We start from the raw sequence: 21,476 nt of genomic DNA on the forward strand, positions 1-21,476 counted from the left end.
GACTTCCCCGCGTGAGCCGTTCGCCACGCCCCGAAAGGACCTCGATGTCGCCCATCCCATTCGATTCGCTGCCGCTCTCGCGTCACGCCGTCGACCGCGATCATGTCTCCCGGTCGCGTCCAGCGCTGTTCGACGAGCTCTGGGAGGAGCCGTCGACGCGCGTGCTCGCGCTCTGGAAGGGCAGGGCGCTGCTCACGGCGGACAGCGTGGAGGCGGCGACGCCCGCCGCGGACGGCTGGGGCGGATCCGGTGCCGGCGCTGCCGCGCTCGAGCTGCTTCCCGTCGAACGGGTGACCTCTGCGCTTGTCAGGGTCTATCTGGGACGCACGCTCGTCGCGAGCGACGCGGAGCCGGCCGGCACCGCCGTCGTGCTCGAAGTGCTCACCGACGCCGCCGCGCAGGAGCTCGAACCGGATGAGGCCCGCTGGGGGAACCTGCGCACCGTCGCCACCGCGCTCACCGACCGTGACGCCGGGCTGTTCACCGAGGCGCTCGCGATCGCCAACTGGCACGCCTCCCACACCCACTGCCCGCGCTGCGGCACGCCGACCGTCGTGGAGCAGGCCGGCTGGGTGCGCCGCTGCTTCGAGGACGGCTCCGAGGTGTTCCCGCGCACTGACCCCGCCGTGATCGTGACCGTGCTGGATGCGGACGACCGGCTGCTGCTCGGATCGAACGCGATGTGGGAGAACTCGCGATACTCGCTGCTGGCCGGTTTCGTCGAGCCGGGGGAGTCGTTCGAGTCTGCCGTGCAGCGCGAGATCTTCGAGGAGGCGGGCATCCGGGTGGTCGACCCGCAGTACAAGGGGTCGCAGCCGTGGCCCTTCCCTGCATCGGTGATGGTCGGCTTCACGGCCCGGCTGGCCGACGACCAGGCGCCGTCCGGGCTCGCACCGGACGGGGAGGAGATCCTCGACCTGCGCTGGTTCAGCCGCACCGAGCTGTGGGAGGCGCGCGAGCAGGTCATCCTGCCCGGCCGGTCCTCGATCGCCCGCGCCCTGATCGAAGACTGGTACGGCGGATCGCTGGACGAGGCTCCGGTGGCGCGGTGACCCGGGTGGCTCGGTGAATCCGGACAGTCTGCTCGACGGGCTGGATGCGCAGCAGAGGGTCGCCGCCGAGGCGCTGCTCGGGCCGGTCTGCATCCTGGCCGGCGCCGGCACGGGCAAGACGCGCGCGATCACGCATCGCATCGCGTACGGCGTGGCCTCCGGCGCGTACGCGCCGAACCGCGTGATGGCGCTCACCTTCACCAACCGTGCGGCGGCCGAACTGCGCGGGAGGCTGCGCCAGCTCGGCGCGGGCGGTGTCGCGGCGCGCACCTTCCACGCCGCTGCGCTGTCCCAATTGAACTTCTTCTGGCCGCAGGTGGTCGGCGGCCAGCTGCCGAGCGTGCTCGACGGCAAGGGCAGGGTGCTCGGCCAGGCGGCCGAGCGCCTGAAACTGCGCGTCGACACGGCGACCCTGCGCGACGTGGCCGCCGAGGTGGAGTGGCGCAAGGTGTCCGGGCTCAGCATCGAGCAGTACGCCTCCGCCGTCGCGGACCGCACGGTGCCGGGCACCCTCACCGCCGAGCAGCTGGTGCTGATGCTGCAGACGTACGAAGACCTCAAAGACGAGCGGAAGCAGATCGACTTCGAGGACGTGCTGCTCGTCTGCGCGGGGATGATCGAGATCGAGCCGGCCGTGGCGATGCAGGTGCGCGAGCAGTACCGCTTCTTCGTGGTGGACGAATACCAGGACGTCTCGCCGCTGCAGCAGCAGCTCCTCGACCTGTGGCTCGGCGGCAGACGCGACGTCTGCGTGGTCGGCGACGCCAGCCAGACGATCTATTCGTTCGCCGGGGCGCGCAGCGCGTACCTGCTCGACTTCGAGCGGACGCATCCGGGAGCGACGGTGGTGCGGCTCGAGCAGAACTACCGCTCGACGCCCGCTGTGGTGGATGCGGCGAACCGGCTCATGCGCGGTCGCGCGGGCGCGCTGACGCTGCACTCGGCAGCAGCGGTGGTGGCGACGCCGGGCGAGGCGGCTACGGGTGCGGTCACGCCGGGTGCGGTCGACTCTGCTGCGCCGGGCATCCCGTCGCCGACGGCGTACGAGAGCGACCGGGACGAGGCCCGCGCCGTCGCCCAGAAGATCGCCGCGGAGCTCGCGGCGGGGGCGAAGCCGGAGGACATCGCGATCCTGTACCGGGTGAACGTGCAGGCCGCCGCCATCGAGCAGGCGCTCGGTGATCTCGGCATCAGCTACCAGATCCGAGGCTCCAAGCGCTTCTTCGACCTGCCGGAGGTGCGCCAGGCGATCATGTCGCTGCGCGCCGCCAGTGTCGCGGTCGGCGACGAACCGCTCTTCAAGTCGGTCAGCGACGTGCTGCGCTCGCTGGGCTGGAGCCAGGAGCCGCCGGAGACGCGGGGCGCCGTACGTGACCGCTGGGAGTCGCTGAACGCCATCATGGGCCTGGTCGACACGATGCCGCCCGGCACGTCGTTCCGTCGCTTCACCGACGAACTGCTCACCCGCCAGGCCGGCCAGCACGAGCCGACCCTGTCCGCCGTGACCCTGGCGACCCTGCACTCGGCGAAGGGCCTGGAGTGGGAGTCGGTCTACCTCGTCGGCCTCAGCGAGGGGCTGGTGCCGATCAGCTATGCGAAGAGCTTCGAGCAGATCGACGAGGAACGCCGCCTGCTCTACGTCGGCATCACCCGGGCGCGCAGCAACCTGCAGCTCAGCTGGTCGCAGTCGGGCCAGTACGCCGGTCGCTCCTCGGTGCGCCAGCCGTCGCGGTTCCTCGCCGAGATGGCCCCGCACGTGCCCGTCAGTCGCTGAGCGTCACGCGGGGTCGGCCGGCAGCCCCAGGCACCCGCATCCCGGATGTGCGGCCCAGTCCGTCTCCTCCCTCGCGCCCGTGACGTAGTCGACCGCCACGCTCGACCGGCTGAGCGCACGGCCGCCACGCAGCCGGTCGAGCACCGCGAAGCCGGCCACACCGGAGGCGGCGGCCGCGACGAGCGGCGTCTCGCGCCGCGCATCCCGGGTGTACAGCTGCGTGGCCATCGCGGGCCAGGCCGGATCGGCGTCCGTGAGCCGGAGGTCCACGCAGCCGAGGCACGGTCCAGCGCCCGGGTCGACGAACGGCCCGACGCGCACACGCTCGTCGCCGAACACGATGGCCAGGTGCGGCACGTCCCTGCGCAGCCAGCGGCGATGCCGCTCCGGCTCGACCGCGAACGAGCCGACCACGACGGCGGCCGCTGCCGTGTCGACGGCAGGGTCGTCCCAGGTCAGGCCGCTGCGTGCATCCACCCCGGCCTCGCCGAGCGCCTCGATCAGCCGGGCAGCGGTCTGCCCGGCGCCGTCGATCACGACGACGGGGCGCTCGCACTCCGGCTCCGGCTCCGGCTGCGGCGCCAGCACGGGTGCGAGACGCTCCAGCAGCCGCGCGGGAGCCCCGGCGCCCGCGCGCGCCCTCCTCGCCACCATCTGCAGCCCGGACATCGTCACGCCCGCGTCGAGCGCCACGAGCATCCGCTCGTCCGCGTTGCTCAGGTCGTCCAGCGTCAGCACCGCCGTGTCCACCCCGAACTGCAGGGTGCTGGGCGACCGCCAGACCCGGTGGATGCGGGGATCGAGTGCGTAGACCATCCCGGCATCATCCCGCAGCTGGCCGGACGGCGCCGGAGTTATCCACAAGCCGGAGGCGCCGTCCACACGCTCAGCACGAAAAAAGCGCCGCGCCCCGAAGGGCACGGCGCTGAATCCGGCGGACCGGCGACCTCGCAGACCGGCGGCCTACTCCTCCGTCGGCCGCTCCGTGTCGCCGCGGAGCAGGTCTTCGAGCGCCTGGTCGACCGCGTCGCGCTCCGGCTCCTGGCCGTTCGCGGTGGCGGTGAGCCTGGCGACGATCGCCGACGGGTCGTCGAGGTCGCTGGACTGGGGGAGCAGGTCGGGGTGCGACCACAGGTCGTCCCTGGCCTCCTGGCCGACGGCGTCGGTGACGGCCTGCCACATCGCGGCGGCGTCGCGCAGCCGGCGGGGGCGGAGTTCCAGGCCGACGAGCGTCGCGAACGCCGACTCGGCAGGGCCACCGGATGCGCGGCGCCTGCGGACCATCTCCGCGATGGCGTCCGCCTTCGGCAGCAGCCGGGTGGCGTTGGCGGTGACCACATCCACCCAGCCTTCGACGAGCGCGAGCACCGTCTCCAGGCGGGCGAGCGCCTCCTGCTGCTCCTCGGTCTTCGGCGGGATCAGCGCGCCGCTGACCATCGCCTCGCGCAGCTCCTCCGGGTTGGAGGGGTCGAAGCCCTCCGCCAGCTCTTCGAGCCGCTCGGTGTCGATGGTGATGCCCTTAGCGAAGGCCGTGATCTGGGTGATCAGCTGCAGCCGCAGCCACTTGGCGTGGCGGAACAGGCGGGCGTGCGCGAGCTCGCGCACCGCCAGGTACAGCTGCACCTGGTCGGCCGGGATGTCGAGGCCGTCGCCGAACTCGGCGACGTTCTGGGGGAGCAGGGCCGCCTGGCCGTCGGCGAGCAGCGGGATGCCGATGTCACCGCCGGAGACGACCTCCTTGGCGAGCTGGCCGACCACCTGGCCGAGCTGCATCGCGAAGAGGGCTCCTCCGACGCTGCGCATGATCTGCCCGGCGTTGGCGAGCATTCCCTGCATTTCTTCCGGCGCCTGCTCGGTGAGCACGCGGGTGAGCGCGTCGGAGATGCTGAGGGCGACGGGCTCAGCGAGCTGCGTCCAGAGTGGCATCGTCTGCCTCGCCCATTCCGCGCGGCCGATCAGCTGGGGCGGGCTGGTGAGCTCGGACACCGTGGTGACCTGGTCGAGCCAGAGGGCGGCGACGTTGAACGCCTGGTCGAGCGTTGCGCGCTCGGCCGGGGTGACGGAGTGGGCGCCCTCGGACGCGAGCGTGCGGGCCTGCTCGAGCGAGAGGTCCCAGTTGATGCCGCCGTCGGTGTTGCGCATCGCGTTCTGCAGCTGGCCGATCAGGGCCTGGATGCTCGCTGGATCGCTCGGCAGTCCTGCGGCCCCTGCCAGCTGGCTCGGGTCGATGGACGCGTTTCCGGAGAGCATCTCGCGCAGCAGGCGGGCCAGCTCGTCGTCCGGTTCCTTGTTGGGATCGTCGGCCATCGTTACGCCTCTTTCGTGTGGTCCGGCTTTCAGGCTTGGAATCTACGCTAGACCGTGTACGACGGCGCCGGGTGAGAATTGGCCTAGGCTCGGGCTCTGGATGTGCGCCCGTGGCGAACAGACGAGCGACCAGCCGATGCAACACACGAAAGGGACAGTGCGTGAGCCTCTTCAGCGACGACGAACTGCAGCCGCCTGCGGAGGAGAGCACCACCAGGGTCGCCCCTCCCCGGCGGGTGATCGCGGGATGGATCGCCGTCGGCGTCGCCTTCGCGCTGACCCTCGTGCTCGCGGTAGCGCCGGCGCCGTTCGTGATCGAGCAGCCGGGCCCCGTCTTCAACACGCTCGGGAAGGACCAGCCCGTCGGGTCGAAGGAGAGCGACAAAGCGAAGCCGCTGATCAGCATCCCGTCGCAGAAGACGTACCCGACGTCCGGTTCCCTCGACCTGCTGACCGTCTCCGTCGTCGGCAACCCGGACCAGCGGCCCAGCTGGTTCGACATCATCGCCGCCTGGTTCCAGCCGAGCAAGGCCGTGCTGCCGGTGGACGTCGTCTTCCCGCCCGGCACCACCACCGAGCAGTCCAATGCGGAGAACGCGGCCCTGATGGTCAACTCGCAGCAGGATGCGGTGGCCGCCGCCCTCAACCACCTCGGCTACGAATTCCCGGAGGCCGTCGCCGTCAAGCAGGTCATCAAGGGCACACCGGCAGCCGGCGTGCTGAAGGTCGACGACGAGATCACCAGCGTGAACGGCGAGCCGGTGCCCGGCGTCGCGACCCTGCGCGAACTGATCAACAAGAACGGCACTGACAAGGCGGCCGAGGTCGGCATCATCCGCGGCGGTGCGGCGTCCACGGTGTCGATCACGCCCGTGAAGTCGGGCGCGCAGACGGTCCTCGGCATCGGAGCCGGAATGGACTACACCTTCCCGTTCGACGTGAAGATCCAGCTCGACAACGTGGGAGGGCCGAGCGCCGGCCAGATGTTCGCGCTCGGGATCATGGACCAGCTCACCCCCGGATACCTCAACGGCGGCAAGAAGGTCGCGGGCACCGGCACCATCGACAACGAGGGCAACATCGGCCCGATCGGCGGCATCCGGCAGAAGATGTACGCGGCGAGGGACACCGGGGGAGCCACGTACTTCCTGGCGCCAGCGACGAACTGCAACGAGGTCACCGGACACATCCCGTCCGGGCTGCACGTCTTCGCGGTGAAGACGCTGGACGACTCGCTCGCCGCACTGAAGGCGATCAGCTCGGGAGGCAGCACCTCCGGTCTCGCGACCTGCCCTGCTTCATAGCGCTTACATAGGCTTCGCCCAGCGCCCGCCGCGAGCTTCGCCGCAGGCGTATTCGATACGGCGTTCTCCAAGCGACGGACGCCTAGGATGGATTTCTGACCTTGCCACGCGAGAGCAATGAGGGCCATTCGTGAGTTCAACAGCAGCAGTCCGACCACCTGGGCGCCGTCGCGCGGCCATCTGGATCACCCTGGGGGTGATCGTCGCTCTGGTGATCGCCTTCTTCGTCTTCGCCGGACTGTACGCGGACATCCTGTGGTACCAGCAGGTCGGTTTCCTCAACGTCCTCACCACGCAGTGGTTCGGCGCGATCACCATGTTCCTCATCGGGTTCCTCGGCATGGCCGTGCCCCTGTGGCTCGCCATCCAGCTCGCATACCGGCTGCGACCGGTCTACGCCAAGCTGAACTCGCAGCTCGACCGCTACCAGCAGGTCGTCGAGCCTCTGCGTCGCCTCGCGATGTACGGCATCCCGATCGTCTTCGGCATCTTCGCCGGCGTCTCGGCGGGTAGCCGCTGGCAGACCGCCGCCATGTGGCTGAACGGCACGGCGTACGGCAAGACCGACCCGCTGTTCCACCTCGACATCGGCTTCTACCTGTTCGCGCTGCCGTTCTACCGCGGTGCCGTCGGGTTCGCATCGGCCGTGGTGCTCATCGCACTGCTGGCAACGCTCGCCACCTGCTACCTCTACGGTTCGCTGCGGGTGAGCGGGCGCGAGGTGCGCATCTCGAAGGCCGCGCGCATCCAGATCTCGGTCATCTCGGCGCTCTACCTGCTGCTGCAGGGCGTGAGCATCTGGCTGGACCGGTACGCGACCGTCACCGACTCCAACGTCAACGACATGATCAATGGCGCGGCGTACACCGACGTGAATGCCACCATCCCAGCGCGCGCGGTGCTCGCCGGTGCGGCGGTCTTCGTGGCGCTGCTCTTCGTGCTGACGGCCTTCATCGGCCGCTGGCGCTTCCCGATCGTCGGAACCGCGCTGCTCATCGTCGCAGCCCTCATCGCCGGTGCGATCTACCCCTGGGTGATCCAGCGCTTCCAGGTCGAGCCGAGCCAGAAGACGCTCGAGACGCCGTTCGTGCAGAACGGCATCGACGCCACCCGGGATGCGTACGGCCTCAGCGACATCGACGTCATCCCCTACAACGCCACGACGGACGTCGAGCAGGGCCAGCTGCGCCAGGACGCGCAGACCACGGCGCAGATCCGCATCATCGACCCTGCCGTCGTCAGCCCGTCGTTCCGGCAGCTGGAGCAGTTCCGCCAGTACTACGCGTTCCCGAACAACCTCGCCGTCGACCGTTACGACATCGGCGGCAAGGAACAGGATGCGGTGGTCGCGGTCCGCGAGCTGCAGCAGTCCGGCCTGACGAGCGCCCGCAACTGGTACAACGACACCATCGTCTACACGCACGGCTACGGCCTTGTGGCCGCGTACGGCAACAAGCGCTCCGTCGACGGCCAGCCCGTGTTCCTCGAGTCCGGCATCCCGAGCCAGGGGTCGCTCGGCACGTATGAGCCGCGCATCTACTTCGGCCAGCAGTCGCCGACGTACTCCATCGTCGGCGGTCCGAAGGGCGGCAAGAACGTCGAGCTCGACTACCCCGGCGGCAAGGGTGACGCGCAGCAGACGTACACGACGTTCAGCGGGGAGGGCGGCCCGAAGCTCGACAACATCTTCAAGCGGCTGGTCTACGCGCTCAAGTTCCAGGACGAGCAGATCGTGCTGTCCGACGCGGTCAACAACGACTCGCAGATCCTCTACGACCGCGACCCGGTCAAGCGCGTGCAGAAGGTGGCGCCGTACCTGACGCTCGACTCGCAGGCGTACCCGACGGTCGTGGACGGCCGGGTCAAGTGGGTCATCGACGGATACACCACGAGCGACCAGTACCCGTACTCGCACGTCGGCAGCCTGAGCGACGCCATCGCGGACACCGAGACGCCGAAGCCGGCATACGCCTTCGACGACATCAACTACATCCGCAACTCGGTCAAGGCCACGGTCGACGCGTACGACGGCTCCGTCACGCTCTACGCCTGGGACGCCAAGGACCCCATCCTGAAGACCTGGGAGAAGATCTACCCCGCCACGGTCAAGCCGATGAGCGACATGAGCTCGCAGCTCCTCAGCCACGTGCGCTACCCGGCGGACATGTTCAAGGTGCAGCGCTCGGTGCTCGGTCAGTACCACGTGACCGACGCGGGATCGTTCTACTCGCGGGAGGACGCGTGGACGACGCCGAACGACCCCGTGTCGTCGCCGACCGATCCCACGCTGCAGCCGCCGTACTACCTGACGATGCAGATGCCGGGTCAGAAGGCGCCGTCGTTCTCGCTGTACACGACCTTCATTCCCCAGGCATCCAGCGAGTCGAGCAGGTCGGTGCTGAAGGGCTACCTGGCGGTCGACTCCGATGCCGGCTCGACGAAGGGCAAGGTCTCCTCGGCCTACGGCAAGTTGAGACTCTTGACCCTGCCATCGAGCGACACGGTGCCAGGGCCTGGACAGGTGCAGAACACGTTCAACTCCGACCCGACGGTCTCCGCGCAGCTCAACCTGCTCAGACAGGGCAAGACGGACGTGATCAACGGCAACCTGCTGACGCTGCCGGTGGGTGGCGGTCTGCTCTACGTGCAGCCGGTCTACGTCAAGTCCACGGGTGAGACGAGCTACCCGCTGCTGCAGAAGGTGCTGGTGGCGTTCGGCGACAAGATCGCGTTCGAGGACACCCTCGACCAGGCGCTCGACGCGCTGTTCGGCGGTGACTCCGGCGCGACGGCCGGCGACAACAATGTGCCGCAGACCGGGGGAGGCACCGGGGGAACGGGCGGTACAGGAGGCACCGGAGGAACGGGCGGCTCCCAGACCGGCTCAGGCGGCTCGGGCTCGGCGCAGAACAACCCGGCTCTGCAGCAGGCGCTCGCGCAGGCGAAGCAGGCTCTCGCCGACCGTGAGACGGCGCTGAAGGCGGGCAACTGGGCAGAGTACGGCCAGGCCGACCAGCGCCTCCAGCAGGCGCTGCAGGACGCGCTCGCGGCGGAGGGCACCACCTCCTCCAAGTAGCGGGCGGACTCCGACGGGCGGGGCGCGCATCCACGGGATGCACGCCCCGCCCTTTTTCGTGTGCTCGGTCCTGTATGTTCAGCCGCCGTACAAAGTGTCGCGGGCGGGGACGCGCGCGAGTGGCGGATTTCCGCGACGCGCCGCCGCGAGGCCAGGAAACGCTTGCGAAAACTTTGATTGTCGACTTTACTAACAAACATGCTGGTCGACGAAGGACGGCGCTCCACCGCGAGCGAGCACAGCACGATCCCGCAGGATCGCGGCATGGTTCCCGGGCGTGCGCTGCGCCCGCGCGGCAAGGTGCTCCCCGAGCACGCCCGCAATCACAACCGCTCCCTGGTGCTGCAGACGCTGTATCGCGCCGGCCAGGTGAGCAGGGCGGACATCGCGAGGGAGACCGGCCTCACCAGGGTCACCATCTCCGACCTCGTCGGCGACCTGATCGCCGAGGGCCTGGTCATCGAGCTCGGTCAGCGGGACGACGCGCGACCGGGCAAACCGGCCGTGCTCCTCGACATGAACAGGGCGGCGACGCAGATCGTCGGCGTCGACCTCAGCGAGCACTCCGCCTTCCGCGGCGCGGTGCTCGACATCGACGGCACGATCCTGGCGACCGCGGAGGTCGCTCTCGCCGGCAGCCACGGCGAGGAGGCCGTGGCCAAGGTACTTGGGCTCGTGGACAGGCTGGTCGGGATGACGACGGCGCCCATCCTGGGCATCGGCATCGGCTCGCCCGGCATCGTCGACCCGTCCGGCACGGTCGTTGCCGCCCCGAACCTCGGCTGGACGGACCAGCCGCTGCAGCGCCGGATCGAAGAGCGCACCGGCCTGCCGGTGTTCGTGGCGAACGACGCGAACGTCGCGGTGCTCGCCGAGCACGGCTTCGGCGGCGCGCACGGGGACATGATGCTCATCAAGGTGGGCCACGGCGTCGGCTCCGGGCTGCTCGTCGCCGGTGCTCTGGTGCTCGGCAGCAGGTTCGCCGCCGGTGAGATCGGCCAGGTGATGGTCGGCACGGACGACGGCGCAGAGGCCGAGTACGACAGGGAGAAATGCCTGGAGGCCTGGCTCGCCGTGCCCCGGCTGGAATCGCGCGTCGCGGCCGCGGCGATCGCCGGAGAGCCCGTCCACCAGGTGCTGCGGGTGGCCGGGCAGCGGCTCGGCGTGGCGCTCGCGCCGATCGTCGGCGCACTGAACCTGTCCGAGGTCGTGCTCAGCGGCCCGGAGGAACTGCTCGACGGCGCGCTGATCGATGCGGTGGGGGAGACCCTGCGCAACCGCACGATGGCCGGCTTCCACTCGGACGCCACGCTCCGCATGACGAGTCAGGGCCGCGACATCGTGGTGCGCGGCTGCGTGGTCATGGTGATGTCGGCGCAGCTCGGGGTGTCCTGATGTCCCTGGTGCTCGACCGTCCGGCGACCTCGGAGGTGATCGCCCGGTCGTTCGCGTTCGCGCCGACAGCTCAGGATGCGCTTCCCGCCTTCCGTGGGCGCTGCACGGTGGTGCGGCTGGCCACCGTCGACAACGAGCTGCTCGGCGTGCCGCGCTGGTCGACCCTCGCCGAGGCGTGGGCCGAGCCGGACTCGCCGTCCGGGCGGCAGTGGGCCGCCAACCCGGTGGTATCGGTCGCGGAGGGTGACGACCCGCATCTGGTGCTGGCGACGCAGGCTCCGGTGGTGATCGTCGGCGTCGACAACGAGCGGAGCGCGTGGGTGCGCGCCGTGGTCGACGCGGTGCGCGCATCCTGCCGGTCGGTGCTGGTGGTGGATCTCGGGCACAGACTGACTGGTCACGCCTATGCGGACATCGCGACGTTCGGGTTCGACAGGGCGCGCGGGGGAGCGCTGCTCGATCTGCTGACCGGCGCGCACGAGCACGCGCACGAGCACCGGGCGGAGCGGGACGGCGCGGTCTAGAGCGCCCAGCTGACCCCGAGGGTCGACTGCATGGCGTGCTGCGCCGCGCCGCGGAACGGCTGTTCGAGCGCGACCTTCGCGTAGCGGAAGCTGAGCGGCATGGCCGCACGCACCGGGTGCCGCGCCGCCTCGGCGCGCAGGTGGCCGATGAACTCCTCGCCGAGCTTGGGCGCCGTTCCGCCGAGCACGACGTTCGGCACATCCAGTGCGGCCCCGACGAGCAGCAGCGACCGGGCGAGCACGCGCGCGCCGAATGCGATCCGCTCCCGCGACTCCGGCGTCGCCGCGAGTCCAGCGACATCCACGGATTCCAGGTCGGTTCCGTGCGGGAGGCCGAGCAGGGCGGTGACGGAGACGACCTCTTCGAGGCAGCCGCGGTTGCCGCACGGGCAGAGTGGCGCATCCTGGCCGAACAGCACGGGCACGTGGCCGATCTCGCCTGCACGGTGGGCGGCGCCGGCGAGCACGCTGCCGTCGACGATGAACGCGGCCCCGACGCCGGTGCTCAGCGACACGACCATCTGGTTGGCGCCGAACTGGTCGGAGCTCGAATAGTCGGCGAGGGCTTCCGCGTCGGCATCGTTGACCAGGTGCACGGGGGCGTCGACGATGCCCAGGAGCGCGGCGCCGAGGTCGACGTCCGTCCAGCCGAGCTGCACGGACTCCCGGATGAGCGGGCCGTCCGCGATGCCGGGCACCTGCACGCCGACGGCGACGATGGCGGCGGTGGTGGATGCGGCGAGCCTGCGCACGACGGACTGAACGTCCTCGATCGCGCCCGGCGCAGACGGGCGCTGCGACACGGTGGTCAGCTCGGCCCCGAGCAGGTTGACGACCGCGCCGCGCACGAGACCCGGCTGCACGATCACCGACAGCAGAACGTGCCGTTCCTGATCGACCTGCAGGGTCGTGGCACGCTTGCCGCCCGTGCTCTCCGCACGCTGCCCTTCGAGGACGAGGCCGTCGGAGATCAGCCCGGAGAGCAGGGACGACACGGTGGCCGACGTGAGACCGGTGCGCCGGGCGATCCCGGCGCGCGTCGCCGTGCCCCCACCGGAGAGGACGAGCTGCAGGGCGCTCCGGACGTTGCGCTCACGGATGGCGGCCTGCGTCGCCGTGCTGTGATCGTCTGCCACTGTCTTCCGCTCCTCGGTGCGCATTGCTCCCCGCTGTCGACCATAGCGAATCGGGCTCGCCCGGGATGCTGCACGGACTGGCGGGTCGCCGGGGGTGGGCGGATGATGTGGAGATGGGTTACGGACTGATGCTGGTGGATGTGCAGCGCAACATGCTCGACGGCGAGACGGCGATCGAGGGTGCTGCGGCGTTCCGCGAGGCGATGTCCGGGCTGCTCGAACGGGCGAGGGAGGCGCGCATCCCGATCGTGCACGTGCAGAACGACGGACGGCCGGGAGACCCGGACGAGCCGGGGACGCCGGGCTGGGAGTTCGTCTTCCGTCCGCTGCCGGGGGAGCCGGTGGTGCGCAAGGACGTGGCCAACACGTTCGAGTCGAACCCCGCGCTCGCCGACGTGCTGCACGCGATGGGCGTCTCCACCCTGATCGTGGCCGGGCTGCAGAGCGAGTACTGCATCCGGTCGACGGCGCTCGGCGCCCTGGAACGCGGCTTCGAGGTGATCCTGCCCGCCGACGGGCACGCCACATACGACGACGGCGAACCGGCGGAGGACATTCGTGAGCGGATCGAGATCGAGCTGACGGCCGAAGGCGTCACCATCGTGGATCTGGTGGAGGTGCGGTTCGACTGAGTCGGGTCTGTTGGGCTACGCGGCGTAAGCGTTCGCGAGACCTCACCACCCGCCTCCGCCGCCTCCACCCCCGCCGCCCCCGGAGAAGCCGCCGCCACCGGCGCCGCCGGTGAAGCTGCTGCCGCCCGAGCCGGAGTATGACGAGACGGGCGGCGTCGTCGCGAACGGGGTGCCGTGGTACAGCGTGGAGAAGGCGGCGACCTGCAAGGGGAGGAGCGCCGGGTTGGCCGAGCCGGGCATCCACTCGGGTTGGGTGGCGGTGACCTCGTAGGAGTGGGCGAGTTCGCGCATCCACTCCTTCTCGACGCCCCACACGATCGCGTACGGCAGGAGCTTCTCGTTGAGTTTGACCACGGCCGTGCCGTCGCGCGCGTCCACGCGCTCCGCGCCTTCCGGGCTCTGCAGCACGCGGAAGCGGTCGGCCTCGGCGAGAGCGAGATAGTCGCGGAGGCCGAGGAGGTAGTCCCGGAGCTCGACGCCCTTCTCGGTCAGGAGGTTCGGCACGGCGCTCAGCGGGAAGACGGCGATCGTTGCGGCTATCACGCCGGCGAACCCCCAGCCCAGGATGGCCGTCGTCGCGTTCTGGGTGGTCGACCAGGCGAACACGACGATCCAGGCGATGAGGATCAGCACGATGCCCAGCCGGAACAGGAGCGGGAGGCGGCTCTTCGGGCGGGCACGCAGGCCGCGTTGGGCCACCACGGTGTTCAGTGCGCCGCCGAGTCCGGCCAGGCGGTCGCCGAGAACCTGGTTCTGCGGGTCGAGCACTTCCTCGTGGCCGGGTTCCGCCGCACCGAAAACCCTGGTCAGGATGTCGCGCTCCGCGTCGTCTCGCACGGTCGCGGGGTCGGCGAGGAGGCGCAGGCCGAACGGCCGGGACTGGGGGGCGTCCGAATGGTCGATGATCGCGGCGACCCGGTTGACGGCGAAGCCGACGAGCTGGGCGGGCAGCGCGCGGTCCTCCCGCTTCAGGAGCGTGGCGGCCAGGGCGGGGAACACGCCGGGCGGCGGGGTGTACTGCGGCACGATGATGCCGCGCCCGCGCGGCGTCCGCCAGAGGACAGAACGCGCGACCACGGCGCCCGCGACGATCAGCGCGGCGATGGCCAGCAGGATCCAGGGCAGCACGGCGAAGGGGAAGGCGTCCCTGACGTCCGGCGGGGGAGCGAACGTGCCCGGGCGGAAGCCGACGGCGATGGTGACGTTCTGCCGGGGCGGCACCGTCGCCTGGCTCACGGAGATCACCGTCCCGTCCGGTGCGGGAGTCGACGAGATGGTGCACGGCGTCGTGCTGCCCTGCTCGCCGACGTAGCAGGACTGCTGACCGGTCAGCGCGCCGGTCAGCGCGCTGTCGAGATGGAGACGTGCGCTGACTTTGCCGAACGGTTGATCCCATCCGGTGCCGTTGACGTCCCAGTAGAACTCGTCGTCGTGCGTGTCGGCGAACGGCCGGACCACGAAGCGCTGGGTGTAGGTGATCACGTAGGTCTGGCGTCCGTGCACGTATGCGTCGGCGGAGCCGATCGTGAGCCGGGCGAAGCCGTCCTGATCGTCCCTGGTGAAGGGGATGGCTGCGCCGTTCGCGTCGGTGACCGAGCGGACGTCGAGCCGGAGATCGGTGTGCTGATTCGACAGCGGGATGGCGCGGACGATGCCGTGGTTCTGGTCGAACGACGGGAACTCGGCCACCAGCGTCTCGACGGTCGTGAGCGCCGAGTCCTTGTTCGCGTCGCGCGTGAGCGTGTAATCGGCGTCGAAGGAATCGAAGGTGAAGTCGCCGGCGTCGGCGCGGACGGGTCCGGCGGGCTGGACGGGTCCGGCGGGCTGGGCGGGACCGGCGGCGACGGCAGCCGTCGCGGGCCCGGCGCCGATCAGGCCGAGCGCGACGACGGCGGCGACGATGACGGCGCGAATTCCAGGCAACCAAGACACGAGAATGAGGCTACCCGAGGGTGCTGACCGGTCGGGACGCAAAGAACAAGGCCCGGATTTCCGTGGAAATCCGGGCCTTTCTGGTTGCGGGGGCAGGATTTGAACCTACGACCTCTGGGTTATGAGCCCAGCGAGCTACCGAGCTGCTCCACCCCGCGTCACAAGAATTTACTTTAGCACCGGCCGGCGACGAAGGGAAAATCGGGGTCGCATCCCGGGCGTGCCGCGTCGTCGGCGGCGGTCGCCGGTAGACCGATCTGTCGATGCCGTGTTTCGGGGCCGGACCCTGGGCGGCCCCGCCGGTAGAGTCGACGCAGGGAGGGCGCCCATGCCGAGTTCGCTTCAGAAGTACCGGGTCTGCGTGATCGAAGACGATCCGGATGTCGCCTTCTACATGAAGACCGTGCTGGAGAAGCGCGCGGATGCGTCGGTCATCGCGATCACCGATCCGTCGAAGGCGCTGGCCGCCATCGCCGACTTCGAGCCGGACCTCGTGCTCACCGACATCGAGATGCCCGGCATCTCCGGCCTCGACCTGCTCAAGGAGCTGCGCAACCAGTATCCCGGGATGCCCGTCGTCGTGATGACGGCGCACGTCTCGGTCGACTACGCCGTGTCCGCGCTGCGGGCGCAGGCGGACGAGTTCCTGACCAAGCCGGTCTCCTCCGCCGACCTGGTGTCCATCGTGACGCGGCTCGCCGAGCAGGGGCGCACCAAGAAGGCCGCACAGCGTCCGCAGGTGGTGCTGGCAATCGGCGCGCATCCCGACGATGTCGAGATCGGCGTCGGCGGCATCCTCTCCGCCCACCGGGATGCCGGCAACACCGTGGTCATCCTCACCATGTCGAGAGGTGCCAGGGGAGGGGATGCGGACGACAGGCAGCACGAGTCGCTCGCCTCCGCCGAACTGCTCGGCGCCCGCCTGTTCATGGAGGACCTGGAGGACACGCAGATCTCCGCGGCCGACCCGACCGTCGGCATCATCGAGCGCGTCGTCGCCGAGGTGCAGCCGGACATCGTCTACACGCACTCCGCGCACGACCGCCATCAGGACCACCGCGCCGTGCACTCCGCGACCCTGGTGGCCACGCGGTCGGTGCGCACGGTCTGCTGCTATCAGAGCCCGTCGGCGACGATCGACTACCGGCCGACCCGGTTCGTGCCGATAGATGGTTTCACAGACGCGAAACTGCGCCTGATCGACTGCTTCCGGTCGCAGACCGAGCTCCGCTCCTACCTCGAACCCGATTTCGTGCTCGCCACGGCGCGCTACTGGTCGCGGTTCGGCGGAGGGCAGAGCTGCGAGCCGCTCGAAGTGATCAAAGACACCGCCGACATCTCGGTGCCCGCATCGTCCCTGACGACGGACGCCAGGACGAGAGCGAAAGAAATGGATAGAGGAACAGAGAAGTGACCCGTGTTCTCGTGACAGGCGCAGGCGGCCCAGCCGGTGTCGCCGTCATCCGCTCCCTGCTGGCCCGCGACGACGTGCAGGTGCTCGCCGCCGACATGGACGGCTGGGCGAGCGGCCTCTACCTCGTCGACGCCGCCGACCGGCGCATCGTGCCGGCCGGGAAGTCCGCAGGATTCGTCGACGAACTGATCAGGTTGTGCGAGGCGGACGGCATCGACGTCCTGTTCTCGACGGTCGACGTCGAGCTGCCCGGCCTCGCAGCCCGGCGCGACGACCTGCTCGCCGTCGGAACGGCGCTCGCCGCCCCCAGCATCGAGACGCTGACTGTCTGCCTCGACAAGTACCTCCTCGCCGAGCGCTGCGCCGGGTCGCTCGCCGTTCCGGAGACGCGGCTGCTGAACGCGGACGGCGTCGCGCACGACTGGACCTTCCCCGTCATCATCAAGCCGCGCAGCGGGGCGGGCTCCCGCGGCGTCCGCCTCATCCCCGATCGCGAGACGCTCGAGTCGCTCGGCACGGACGAGAGCATCCTGATCCAGGAGAACCTGCCCGGCGACGAGTTCTCCGTCGACGTGCTCGCTGCACTCGACGGCAGCGTGATCGCCGCCGTTCCGCGCTCGCGCGAACGTGTCGACTCCGGGGTGTCCATCGCGGGTCGCACCGTGAAGCGCGACGAGCTCTCCCGCACGGCGGCCGACGTGGCACGCGCGATCGGGCTCACTGGAGTGGCGAATGTGCAGCTGCGGTACAGCACGGCGGGCATCCCGGCCCTGCTGGAGGTGAACCCGCGCTTCCCCGGCGCGATGCCGCTCACCATCGCTGCCGGTGTCGACATGCCGTCGCTGCTGCTCGACCTGGTCACCGGTGTCGGCGCACCCGCAACGGTCGACTTCGTCGAGCTGGCGAACGTGCGCTTCCTCGAAGACGTGTTCCTCGACCCGTCCGACGTCCTCGTGTCCGAGAACGCCGCCCACGCGGAAGGCCCGGGCGAGGAGTGACGACGGCCCCGCGCGAGCTGCTGCTCGGCGACTACCACGTCCACTCCACCTTCTCCGACGACGCGGTCAGCACTCTCGCGGAGAACCTCGCCGCCGCGGAGGCCGCCGGTCTCCGCGAGCTGCGGCTGATCGACCACGTGCGGGCGTCGACCACCTGGGTGCCCGAGTTCGTCCGCGCCGTCGCGGCCGAGCGCATCCCGAGCGGTCTCACGGTGTTCACGGGGGTGGAGACGAAGCTGCTGGATGCGTCCGGTGCCGTCGACACGCCGCCCGGCCTGATCGTCGGAGGCGACGGCGGGGTCGACGCCATCGTGATCGGCGACCACCAGTTCCCCGGCACGGACGGCCCGTGGTCGCCGCGCGAGACGACAGAGCGCCTGGCGGCGGGACTCTCGGCGGACGACGCACTGGATCAGCTGGTCACAGCGAGCATCCTGGCCATGCAGCGCACGCCGAACGCGCAGCTGGCGCACTGGTTCTCGATCCTGCCCAAGGTGGGCCTGTCGGAGGACCAGCTGGGCGCCGACCGGCTCTCCGCCTGGGCGGAGTCGGCGGCACGCACGGGCACGATCGTCGAGGTCAACGAGAAGTGGGCGTGTCCCGGTCCGGAGGCCGTCGCGGCCCTGATCGCGGCCGGTGCACGCATCGTCGCGTCGACGGACAGCCACGACGCGGCGGACGTCGGCCGCTACGAACGTGTGGCGCACATCCTGGACGACGCCTATCGTCGTTCCCAGGACGACGTCGAACGAGAACGAGCACGAGCACGAGCAGCCAGGGAGGAGGACCGATGAGTCCCATCCAGATCGACAGTGAGACGTACGACGAGATCCAGCGCGAGATCGACGCGAACAAGCGCTGGGAGTTCCGTCTGCTGCCGTACGCGGGGATCGCGCTGGTCGTGCTGGCCGCGATCGTCGTGGTGCGCACGGTGTTCCTCACGTGAGCAGCGCAGGCGTTCCGAGGGTCGTCATCGCCGATGACGACGACGACATCCGTGGGCTGATGCAGATCGCCGCGCGCCGCGCGGGCGTCGAGGTGGTCGCGGCCGTCGACAACGGTCCGGCGGCGCTCGACGCCGTGCGGGCGGGCGGGATCGACCTCGTGGTCCTCGACATCTCGATGCCGGGGATGAACGGGGTGGAGGTGGCTGAGGCGGTCAGGGCCGATCCGGTCGCCAGCGCGACGCTCATCCTGATGGTCTCCGCGTCCGTGCAACTGCTCACCGACCACGGCGTCGTCGCCGAACGATCGGACAGCTTCATCATCAAGCCGTTCAGCCCCAAGGTCCTCACCGCGCGGATCCGGCAGATGCTCGGGATGGAGGCGACGGTATGACCCTCGATCGCTGGCTCGGCAGGATCTCGCTCGACTCTCCCACCCCGTTCGTCAAGCAGCTTCCGACGATCATCGGCTTCCTGATCGCCATCGGCGTCATCCTGCTCCCTGTGAGCCCGTGGCCGACGGAGCCGCTCTACTTCACGATCGGAGTCGTGCTCGCCGCCCTGGCGAGCATTCTGTCGTTCGCCCTTCCGTGGAAGAAGATCCGCACGGAGTGGTCGATCCTCATCCCGGTGGTGTCGCTGATCGCGGTCGGCCTGTTCCGTCTGGGGACAGGCGGGTCGACCTCGCCGTACGGGGCGCTGATCCTGCTGCCGTTCGTGTGGATCGCGACGGAGGAGGGCAGGATCAACGCCGTGATCGCGGCGCTCGGCACGTTCCTCGTGCTCCTCGCCCCGCTCATCTCGACCTCGGTGCCCAGCACGGTCGGCGACCTGGTGCGCGCGTTCTTCTCCCCGCTCATCTACATGATCGTCGCCGTCGTGATCAACGAGATCGCGCACAGGGTGAGGGTGCAACTCGCCGCAGCGAACGAGGCGGCGAAGCTCCGCAAGGAACTGCTCGAGCAGGCCGTGCACGCGCAGGACGAGCTGGTGCTCAACGAGGCTCGCCTCAAGACGGCCAACCGGCTCATCCAGAGCATCTGGAACGCCGTGACGGAGCAGTCCGTGATCGGCACGGACCTCGACGGGCTGATCGACGTCTGGAACCCCGGCGCGGAGAAGATGCTCGGGTTGACCGAGAAGCAGGCGCTCGACGGCCGGCGCCACATCATCGACTTCCACCTGGCCTCCGAGCTGGAGGAGCGCCTGCGCGCGATGGACGCGCGCGTGCAGACCGTGTCCAGCGCAGAGGACTTCTCCGCCCTGGTGGATGCTGTCCGCTCCGGCTACGCGGACGTGCGCGACTGGACCTATGTGCGCCCGGACGGCAAGCAGGTGCCCGTGCAGGTGGCCGCGACCCCGCGCCTGGACGAGAACGGCCACAGGGTCGGCTTCATCTTCGTGGCGACGGACATGACCCAGGCCCGCGAGTTCGCGCGGCTCAAGGACGAGTTCGTCGGCCTCATCTCGCACGAGCTGCGCACGCCGCTCAGCTCGATCCTCGGCTATCTGGAACTGATGCGCGACGACGAGGACGACCCGCTCTCGCAGGAGCAGCTGCAGTACCTCGGCGTCGCGGAGCGCAACGCGCACCGCCTGCTGCGGCTGGTCGGCGACCTGCTGTTCACGGCGCAGGTGGAGTCCGGCCGGTTCCCGCTGGAGCACAAGGACGTCGACCTCGGCCCGCTGATCGCGGCCTCCGTCGAGTCGGCCGGCCCCGTGGCGGCCAACGCCGGGATCGCCCTGGCCGCCGAGTTCCCGGATGAGCCGGTGACGATGTTCGGCGACCCTGTGCGCATCGGCCAGTCCGTCGACAACCTCGTCTCCAACGCCATCAAGTTCACCCCGTCCGGCGGCACGGTCACCGTGACGCTGTCCAGGGACGGAGGGGACGCGGTGATCGCGGTCAGCGACACCGGCATCGGGATCCCGGCCGTCGAGCTCGGGCAGCTGTCCAACCGGTTCTTCCGCGCATCCACCGCCACCCGCAACGCCGTGCCGGGCGTCGGACTGGGGTTGACGATCACGAAGGCCATCGTCACCGCCCACGGCGGAAGCATCGACATCGCCAGCGAGGAGGGCGTCGGCACCACCATCAGCCTGCGCCTGCCACTCGAGGTCACGACGGATGCGGTGGTCGAGGGAGGCCGATGATGCACGAGGCTCAGACGGTCACGGTCGCCGTGGTGCAGTTCACGCCCACCGACGACAGGGTGCACAACCGGGATGCGGTCGCCGCGTTCGTCGCGGTCGCGGCGGGCCGGGGGGCGCGGCTGGTGGTGTTCCCGGAGTACTCGTCGTACTTCGAGCATCCACTGGGCTCCGGCTTCGCACGCAACGCCGAGCCGCTCGACGGCGCGTTCGTCGGGGCGCTGGTCGAGGCCGCGCGTGAGCACCAGGTGTTCGTGGTCGCCGGGCTGGTGGAGAGCACGGAGGACAAGCACCGGTTCTCCAACACGCTCGTCGCCGTCTCCCCGGACGGCGACGTGGTCGCCACCTACCGCAAGCAGCACCTCTACGACGCGTTCGGCGCGAGCGAGTCGGAGTGGGTGGTCCCCGGAGCGCTCGACGCACCGCAGACGTTCGACGCCGACGGGATCACTGTCGGGATGCAGACCTGTTACGACCTGCGCTTCCCCGAAGTCACCAGGCGCCTGGCCGACACGGGGGCCCAGCTGGTGCTCGTGCCGGCCGAGTGGGTGCGGGGGCCGCTGAAGGAGCAGCACTGGCGCACGCTGATTGCCGCGCGCGCCATCGAGAACACGCTGTACGTCGCAGCGGCCGACCACGCGCCGCCGATCGGCGTCGGGTCGAGCACCGTCGTGGACCCGATGGGCGTCGCGCTCGCGACGATCGGGGAGACCACCGGAGTGGCCGTCGCCGAGGTCGACGCCGAACGCGTGCGCTCCGTCCGGGAGCTCAATCCGGCCCTCGCGCTCCGCCGCTACCGGGTGGAGCCGATCGACTGAGGCGCGCCGCAGCGCACGC

Annotated in this window: 18 protein-coding genes and 1 tRNA gene; 14 read left to right on the plus strand and 5 right to left on the minus strand. The window is 70.0% G+C overall.

Going from position 1 to position 21,476, the window contains the following annotated elements; genetic code table 11:
• The first annotated feature begins 44 nt into the window (after window positions 1-44).
• Together nudC and HF024_RS07490 are read left to right on the plus strand one after the other, a co-directional pair.
• Window positions 45-1,052 carry an NAD(+) diphosphatase gene (nudC, locus tag HF024_RS07485; protein WP_168689156.1) on the plus strand — a complete coding sequence of 336 codons (1,008 nt, stop codon included), beginning with the start codon at window positions 45-47 and terminating at the stop codon, window positions 1,050-1,052.
• A gap of 13 nt (window positions 1,053-1,065) precedes the next feature.
• On the plus strand, window positions 1,066-2,826 hold the full coding sequence (locus tag HF024_RS07490) for an ATP-dependent helicase (protein ID WP_168689157.1): 1,761 nt from the start codon (window positions 1,066-1,068) through the stop codon (window positions 2,824-2,826).
• 3 nt (window positions 2,827-2,829) lie between these two features.
• Here HF024_RS07490 and HF024_RS07495 read toward each other — a convergent pair whose 3' ends face one another.
• Window positions 2,830-3,642, minus strand: coding sequence for a hypothetical protein (locus HF024_RS07495; protein WP_168689158.1), 813 nt, complete (start codon window positions 3,640-3,642; stop codon window positions 2,830-2,832).
• Window positions 3,643-3,789: 147 nt separating this feature from the next.
• The gene (locus HF024_RS07500) at window positions 3,790-5,133 is read right to left on the minus strand and encodes a zinc-dependent metalloprotease (protein ID WP_168689159.1); all 1,344 of its coding nucleotides are present in this window, start codon (window positions 5,131-5,133) and stop codon (window positions 3,790-3,792) included.
• 161 nt (window positions 5,134-5,294) lie between these two features.
• Here HF024_RS07500 and HF024_RS07505 point away from each other — a divergent pair, with 161 nt between their 5' ends.
• From HF024_RS07505 to HF024_RS07520, 4 genes are all read left to right on the plus strand, one after another.
• A complete protein-coding gene (locus HF024_RS07505) occupies window positions 5,295-6,437 on the plus strand; it encodes a PDZ domain-containing protein (RefSeq protein ID WP_168689160.1) in 1,143 nt (380 codons plus the stop codon).
• A 130-nt stretch (window positions 6,438-6,567) separates the two neighbouring features.
• Window positions 6,568-9,513: a UPF0182 family protein gene (locus HF024_RS07510; protein WP_210724048.1), complete on the plus strand. Its 2,946-nt coding sequence runs from the start codon at window positions 6,568-6,570 to the stop codon at window positions 9,511-9,513.
• A gap of 198 nt (window positions 9,514-9,711) precedes the next feature.
• Complete coding sequence (locus HF024_RS07515; protein WP_085369447.1) at window positions 9,712-10,908, plus strand: ROK family transcriptional regulator; 1,197 nt, start codon at window positions 9,712-9,714, stop codon at window positions 10,906-10,908.
• Window positions 10,908-11,432 carry a hypothetical protein gene (locus HF024_RS07520; protein WP_168689161.1) on the plus strand — a complete coding sequence of 175 codons (525 nt, stop codon included), beginning with the start codon at window positions 10,908-10,910 and terminating at the stop codon, window positions 11,430-11,432. The genes HF024_RS07515 and HF024_RS07520 overlap by 1 nt, the downstream gene beginning before the upstream one ends.
• Here HF024_RS07520 and HF024_RS07525 read toward each other — a convergent pair.
• The gene (locus HF024_RS07525; RefSeq protein ID WP_168689162.1) at window positions 11,429-12,568 is read right to left on the minus strand and encodes an ROK family transcriptional regulator; all 1,140 of its coding nucleotides are present in this window, start codon (window positions 12,566-12,568) and stop codon (window positions 11,429-11,431) included. The two genes, HF024_RS07520 and HF024_RS07525, sit on opposite strands and share 4 nt — an antisense overlap.
• A gap of 113 nt (window positions 12,569-12,681) precedes the next feature.
• Here HF024_RS07525 and HF024_RS07530 point away from each other — a divergent pair, with 113 nt between their 5' ends.
• On the plus strand, window positions 12,682-13,200 hold the full coding sequence (locus tag HF024_RS07530; protein WP_168689163.1) for an isochorismatase family protein: 519 nt from the start codon (window positions 12,682-12,684) through the stop codon (window positions 13,198-13,200).
• Window positions 13,201-13,242: 42 nt separating this feature from the next.
• Here the strand turns inward: HF024_RS07530 and HF024_RS07535 are convergent, their stop codons facing one another.
• On the minus strand, window positions 13,243-15,132 hold the full coding sequence (locus tag HF024_RS07535; protein WP_168689164.1) for a DUF2207 domain-containing protein: 1,890 nt from the start codon (window positions 15,130-15,132) through the stop codon (window positions 13,243-13,245).
• Window positions 15,133-15,213: 81 nt separating this feature from the next.
• Window positions 15,214-15,290 (minus strand) — tRNA-Met (locus HF024_RS07540).
• 170 nt (window positions 15,291-15,460) lie between these two features.
• Between HF024_RS07540 and HF024_RS07545 the strand changes: the two genes are divergently transcribed.
• The 7 genes from HF024_RS07545 to HF024_RS07575 are packed head-to-tail and all read left to right on the plus strand — an operon-like array spanning window position 15,461 to window position 21,457.
• Window positions 15,461-16,546 (plus strand): response regulator, encoded by a 1,086-nt coding sequence (locus HF024_RS07545; protein WP_168689165.1) that lies wholly within the window; start codon window positions 15,461-15,463, stop codon window positions 16,544-16,546.
• Entirely contained in the window at window positions 16,543-17,544 is a 1,002-nt protein-coding gene (locus HF024_RS07550; RefSeq protein ID WP_168689166.1) for an ATP-grasp domain-containing protein, read from the plus strand. Before HF024_RS07545 ends, HF024_RS07550 begins: the two co-directional genes overlap by 4 nt.
• Entirely contained in the window at window positions 17,541-18,338 is a 798-nt protein-coding gene (locus HF024_RS07555) for a PHP domain-containing protein (RefSeq protein WP_247597349.1), read from the plus strand. Before HF024_RS07550 ends, HF024_RS07555 begins: the two co-directional genes overlap by 4 nt.
• Window positions 18,335-18,490, plus strand: coding sequence for a hypothetical protein (locus HF024_RS07560; RefSeq protein ID WP_168689167.1), 156 nt, complete (start codon window positions 18,335-18,337; stop codon window positions 18,488-18,490). Before HF024_RS07555 ends, HF024_RS07560 begins: the two co-directional genes overlap by 4 nt.
• The gene (locus HF024_RS07565) at window positions 18,487-18,882 is read left to right on the plus strand and encodes a response regulator (RefSeq protein WP_247597350.1); all 396 of its coding nucleotides are present in this window, start codon (window positions 18,487-18,489) and stop codon (window positions 18,880-18,882) included. The genes HF024_RS07560 and HF024_RS07565 overlap by 4 nt, the downstream gene beginning before the upstream one ends.
• Window positions 18,879-20,642, plus strand: a complete 1,764-nt coding sequence (locus tag HF024_RS07570; RefSeq protein ID WP_168689168.1) for an ATP-binding protein — start codon at window positions 18,879-18,881, stop codon at window positions 20,640-20,642. The genes HF024_RS07565 and HF024_RS07570 overlap by 4 nt, the downstream gene beginning before the upstream one ends.
• On the plus strand, window positions 20,642-21,457 hold the full coding sequence (locus tag HF024_RS07575; protein WP_168690824.1) for a carbon-nitrogen hydrolase family protein: 816 nt from the start codon (window positions 20,642-20,644) through the stop codon (window positions 21,455-21,457). Before HF024_RS07570 ends, HF024_RS07575 begins: the two co-directional genes overlap by 1 nt.
• The last annotated feature ends 19 nt before the right edge of the window (window positions 21,458-21,476 follow it).

The organism is Leifsonia sp. PS1209 (assembly GCF_012317045.1).
In the GTDB taxonomy this organism is placed as follows: domain Bacteria; phylum Actinomycetota; class Actinomycetes; order Actinomycetales; family Microbacteriaceae; genus Leifsonia.